This window comes from Mycobacterium sp., from assembly GCF_035314665.1.
In the GTDB taxonomy this organism is placed as follows: domain Bacteria; phylum Actinomycetota; class Actinomycetes; order Mycobacteriales; family Mycobacteriaceae; genus Mycobacterium.
In genome coordinates this window covers 1-5,790 of the sequence record NZ_DATFZD010000085.1, presented here as the reverse complement: position 1 = coordinate 5,790, position 5,790 = coordinate 1, and the positions used below count along the sequence as shown (strand labels likewise).

Here is a 5,790-nt window from a genome sequence, read left to right as displayed (position 1 = left end):
TGTTCCCAAATGAGCCCGTCTTACTGCAACGACACGTCCACTGACGGCGAAATCACATCTGCCCAATCAAGATCGAGGAGCCGTTTCGGTGGGCTGCGCCAGTAGGTGCGGTGGGATCGCTGTCGTGGCTGGCAATGATCTGATGGCACGCCCGGCATGACGATTAAACGCGATTTGAAACAAACCCCGGACATGTCGCACGTAACGCCGTATCCGACGCAATACTGATAGCCGTCGTTACAACGCGGAGCCCCTCAAACCGGACCGACAGTGACGCGGGAGAAACAACCATGAGCGCCCAGCAGCCGACCATCATCTACACGCTGACCGACGAGGCGCCGATGCTGGCGACCTACGCCTTTCTGCCGATAGTGCGCACCTTTGCCGGGGAGGCGGGCATCAACATCAAGACCAGTGACATCTCCCTGGCGGCACGTATCCTGGTCGAGTTTCCCGATTGCCTGACCGAAGCGCAGCGCGTGCCGGAGATTCTGGCCGAATTGGGCCGGCTGACGCAGGACCCAGACGCCAACATCATCAAGCTGCCGAACATCAGCGCTTCGGTGCCGCAGTTGGTGGCCGCCATCAGGGAACTGCAAGCCAAGGGCTACAAGCTTCCGGACTATCCGCAAGATCCGAAGACCGACGAGGATAAAGACATCCGTAACCGCTACGCCAAATGCCTGGGTAGCGCGGTGAATCCGGTGCTGCGCGAAGGCAACTCGGACCGCCGCGCGCCCAAGGCGGTCAAGGAGTACGCGCGCAAGCACCCGCACAGCATGGCCGAGTGGTCGATGGCCTCGCGCACCCATGTGGCGACCATGCGGCGCGGCGACTTCTACGCCGGCGAGAAGTCGATGACGCTGGACCGCGCGCGTGACGTGAAGATGGAACTGGTGACCAGGGGCGGCGAGGCGATCGTGCTCAAGCCCAAGGTGTCGCTGGATGACGGCGACGTCATCGACAGCATGTTCATGAGCAAGAAGGCCTTGTGTGAGTTCTACGAAGAGCAGATGGAGGACGCGTACGAGACCGGCGTGATGTTCTCCCTGCACGTCAAGGCGACGATGATGAAGGTCAGCCACCCCATCGTCTTCGGCCACGCCGTCAAGATCTTCTACAAGGACGCCTTCGCCAAGCACCAGGCGCTGTTCGACGAATTGGGCGTCAACGTCAACAACGGGTTGTCCGATCTGTACAGCAAGATCGAGGCGCTGCCGGGAACGCAACGCGATGAGATCATCGAAGACCTGCACCGCTGCCACGAACACCGCCCGGAGCTGGCGATGGTGGATTCGGCCAGGGGAATCTCCAACTTCCATTCCCCGAGCGATGTGATCGTGGACGCGTCGATGCCCGCGATGATCCGCGCGGGCGGCAAGATGTACGGCGCCGACGGAAAGCTCAAGGACACCAAGGCCGTGAACCCGGAGTCCACCTTCTCCCGCATCTATCAGGAAGTCATCAACTTCTGTAAGACGAACGGCCAGTTTGATCCGACGACGATGGGCACCGTCCCCAACGTCGGCCTGATGGCGCAGCAGGCGGAGGAGTACGGCTCGCACGACAGGACGTTCGAGATCCCCGAGGACGGCATCGCCAACATCGTGGACCTCGCCACCGGCGAAGTGCTGTTGACGCAGAACGTTGAAACCGGTGATATCTGGCGCATGTGCATTGTCAAGGACGCACCGATCCGCGACTGGGTGAAGCTGGCCGTCACCCGTGCGCGTAACTCCGGCATGCCGGTGTTGTTCTGGTTGGACCCGTACCGGCCACACGAGAACGAGCTGATCAAGAAGGTCAAGACGTACCTGAAGGATCACGACACCGACGGCCTTGACATCCAGATCATGTCGCAAGTGCGTTCCATGCGTTATACATTGGAGCGCCTGATCCGCGGGCTGGATACCATCGCCGCCACTGGCAACATCCTTCGCGACTACCTCACCGACCTGTTCCCGATCTTGGAGCTGGGCACCAGCGCCAAGATGCTGTCCATCGTGCCGCTGATGGCCGGCGGCGGAATGTACGAAACGGGGGCCGGCGGTTCGGCGCCTAAGCACGTCAAGCAACTGGTGGAGGAGAACCATCTGCGCTGGGACTCACTCGGTGAATTCCTCGCGTTGGGGGCCAGTCTGGAAGACCTGGGCATCAAGACCGGCAACGAGCGGGCCAAGATCCTGGCCAAGACGCTGGATGCCGCGACCGGCAAGCTGCTGGACAACAACAAGGGCCCGTCGCGCAAGACCGGTGAGCTCGACAACCGGGGCAGCCAGTTCTACCTGGCCATGTACTGGGCGCAAGAGCTTGCCGCGCAGACCGAGGACCAGCAGCTGCAGAAACACTTCGCCCCACTGGCCGAAGCGCTGACCAAGAACGAAGAAACCATCGTCGCCGAACTCAACGAGGCACAGGGCGAGGCGGTGGAGATCGGCGGCTACTACGCGCCGGACAGCGAGAAGACCGCGGCGGTGATGCGGCCGAGCAAAACGTTCAATGCCGCACTGACCGCTGCGCAAGGCTAGGCCGGTCCGCAACGATGGTGCGGTGCAAGGCATCAGTGGCGGGTGCTCCAAGTTTGTCGGGTTCTTGGGGACCACGCTGGACCGTGGCTCGATGATGGGATCGCCCCCAACCAGGCCACCTGGCGGGTGTTCACCAGGGGATCCGTGCACGGCTTCGACCTGACGTTCGCCGCGCCCAAGAGTGTGTCGCTGGTGCGGAGCCCGGCAGTCATATCTGCTTCTGCCCTACATTGCGCCCGAACGCGCACAAGCCGAACAGGGCGTTGATCGGTGACGGTGACAGAACCGACGCCATCATTCCCAGTGCGGCAAACCGGCAGGGTGCCGACCGAGGTCAGCACCAAATGCCGTCGTGGCGCGTCGGGTCCAGTGGCTGGCGTTGCTTTGATCGTTCCGGTTAGAATTCGAGCCGTCGTGATATACACGCCGCACACGTTGCGGTTCGCCGTGCTGCTCACGGTCGCAAACAGTTTCCTGGATGCCCATACCTACCTGGTGCGCGGCGGGGTGTTCGCCTATCTGCAGACCGCCAATGTAATCTTTTTCGCGATTCACTTGCGTAAAGGGCATTGGGGCGATTCGCTGTCAGCGTTGTGGCCGATGTTCGCCTTCCTCGCCGGCGTCGCGTTGGCGTCACATATCAAGTCCGGTCGAGTCCACAAAGTGTTGCCGCATCCGCTCCGATGGACGATGGCGATCCAAGCGGCCGTTCTGGCCGGGATCGGATTCCTGCCCGCAACGCTGCCGAACAGTTTGGTCGTGGTGCCGATCTCCTTCTTGGGCGGCATCCAGATTGTCCTGTTTCGGAGCATCGGCGACCTCGATTACATGCCGCTCGCCACCACCGACAATCTACGGCGGGTGGTTGAAGCCGGATACGACTTCTTCGTCGAGAAGGACAGCAGTTCCCGGAGACCGTTCACGGTTTACGCCGTCGTGATCGGAACGTTTGCCGCCGGCGCGATCGCGGGCGCGTTCACCACCCGCGTGTGGGGGTTGCATGCGATCTGGGTGCCCGCCGGCGTGCTGGCCGTCACGCTCATTCTCTTCGTTATCGACCACCGCGAAGACATGGCGTCGAAATAGTGGTCGAACGCCGCGCCCAGGTGCGCGTCGTTTGCTGCGGTCCCCGCGTTCAGCGTTGTGCAACAGCACGACGTCCGAGGAAATGAAGCAATTCGTGAGGCAAACCTCGCTGTCTGCATCGTGAGACGAAGGTCGGAAACCCCAGGTCATCCCGTGCACCGGAAGCCATCGAAATTGAGAAGCTACAGCCCAGTCCAGCAGCGCCGCCAGGCGCTTCCGTTTTCGGTCACAGCGAGAATTTCGGACGCAGCGGGCCGCCCCGGGGTGATGCGTTGCCCGTGGGGTAGGGGCCAGGACTCGCGCCCTGGCCCCCTCGGGTTCCTTCTTTCCGGCATGGGCCAGATACTCGTCGTACACCTCGTCGGAGGTCTTGGCTGCGGTGACGACTTCCTCCACCGCGGCCAGGGGGTAGCCGTTGTCGGCCAGCCACCGCAGGTAGTCGCCGGCCCACGTTGAGGACTGCACTGCGAAGGGTCCCAGCGGGCCGAGATTGCCGCACAGCGGCCAAGGTTTTACGTCGACCTATTCCGGGACGAAGACCACGGAGCACCCGATCGGTCGGCTATGGACCAGCAGCACCAACGGCTGCGGCCTGCCGCATGTCAATCACATGGACGCGACGATCCACACCATCATGGCCCTGACCATGCGTCGTTGGCGGAACTTCATTTACACCTGTGCCAAACGGAGGTCCGCGGTCGGGGCGGAGCCCTCGGCAGTTCGGCTGGCCTCGATAAGGTCCGGGGTCATGGTCGGGGCTTGCCATCGTCGCTAGAGTTGGGTCGGGGCCATGCACCGACGCGGGACCAGACCGCGGACGAGGGAGTGTCGCTGTGGCTGAACCGCAGGGGCCTGACCGGACCGTCGACCATCGGGGTGCTCGATCCGGCGAAGGGGCCTTGCGATGACCGATCTCTCGCACATCCGGTACAGAGGCCTGGTTGACAAGGTGATGTCGGCCGAGGAGGCCGCCGCGCTGATCGAGCCCGGCTCCAATGTCGGGATGAGCGGGTTCACCGGCGCCGGCTACCCGAAGGCCGTCCCGACCGCCTTGGCTCGCCGGATCACCGAGGCGAGCGCGCGCGGCGAACGTTTCAAGGTCGGTGTGTGGACGGGAGCCTCCACTGCTCCCGAACTCGATGGAGCGTTGGCGTCGGTCGACGGCATCGACCTGCGGATGCCCTACCAATCCGACCCGGTCAGCCGTGCCAAGATCAATGCCGGGTCCATGGACTACCTGGACGTGCACCTCTCGCACGTCGCGCAGATGGTGTGGCAGGGCTACTTCGGGCACCTGGACATCGCCCTCGTCGAGGTCGCCGGCATCACCGACGACGGCGACCTGATCCCGTCTTCCTCGGTCGGCAACAACAAGACGTGGATCGATCAAGCTGAAAGGGTCATCCTCGAGGTGAACTCCTGGCAGCCGATCGAACTGGAGGGAATGCACGACATCTATTACGGCACAGCGTTGCCCCCGGACCGCAAACCGATCCAGATCGTGCGGCCGGCCGACCAGATCGGCGTGCCCTATTTCCGCTGCCCGCCGGAGAAGATCGTGGCTGTCGTGCCGACCCACAGCCCCGACCGGAACTCGCCTTTCAAGGCGCCCGACGCTGTCTCGGGGCTGATCGCCGATCGGGTCGTGGACTTCCTGTCGGGACAGGTGAAGCTCGGCCGGCTCCCGGCGACATTGTTGCCGCTGCAGTCTGGGGTCGGCAATATCGCAAATGCCGTGCTGGCCGGACTAGATCAGGGACCGTTCCGGCCGCTGACCGCGTACACCGAGGTGATCCAGGACGGCATGCTGGATATGTTGCGCTCCGGGACGTTGAGCATCGCCTCCGCGACCGCGTTCTCACTCAGCGAAGACGGCGGCCGCGAATTCATCGACAATATCGCCGACTATCGCCACCGAATCATCCTGCGCCCGCAGGAGATCAGCAACCACCCCGAGGTGATCCGCCGACTGGGCTGCCTCGCGATGAACGGCATGATCGAGGCCGACATCTACGGCAACGTCAACTCCACCCATTTGATGGGTTCGAGCATCCAAAACGGCATCGGCGGCTCCGGTGACTTCGCCCGCAACGCCTACATATCGATGTTTGTCACCCCGTCGACCGCGAAAGGCGGGTTGATCTCCTGCATCGTGCCGATGGTCAGCCACGTCGAC

At 63.0% G+C, this 5,790-nt stretch carries 3 protein-coding genes and 1 pseudogene; all 4 read left to right on the top strand.

Annotation, left to right across the window (positions count from 1 at the left end; translation table 11 throughout):
- The first annotated feature begins 290 nt into the window (after positions 1 to 290).
- Positions 291 to 2,528: an NADP-dependent isocitrate dehydrogenase gene (locus tag VKI00_RS06315; protein ID WP_324436147.1), complete on the top strand. Its 2,238-nt coding sequence runs from the start codon at positions 291 to 293 to the stop codon at positions 2,526 to 2,528.
- Between the two features lie 18 nt (positions 2,529 to 2,546).
- Positions 2,547 to 2,729: pseudogene (locus VKI00_RS33710) on the top strand (hypothetical protein); the annotation flags it as partial.
- 213 nt (positions 2,730 to 2,942) lie between these two features.
- A complete protein-coding gene (locus tag VKI00_RS06310) occupies positions 2,943 to 3,614 on the top strand; it encodes a YoaK family protein (protein WP_324436146.1) in 672 nt (223 codons plus the stop codon).
- Between the two features lie 904 nt (positions 3,615 to 4,518).
- Positions 4,519 to 5,790: acetyl-CoA hydrolase/transferase C-terminal domain-containing protein (locus tag VKI00_RS06305; RefSeq protein ID WP_324436145.1), on the top strand; the 1,272-nt coding region annotated here is incomplete at its 3' end.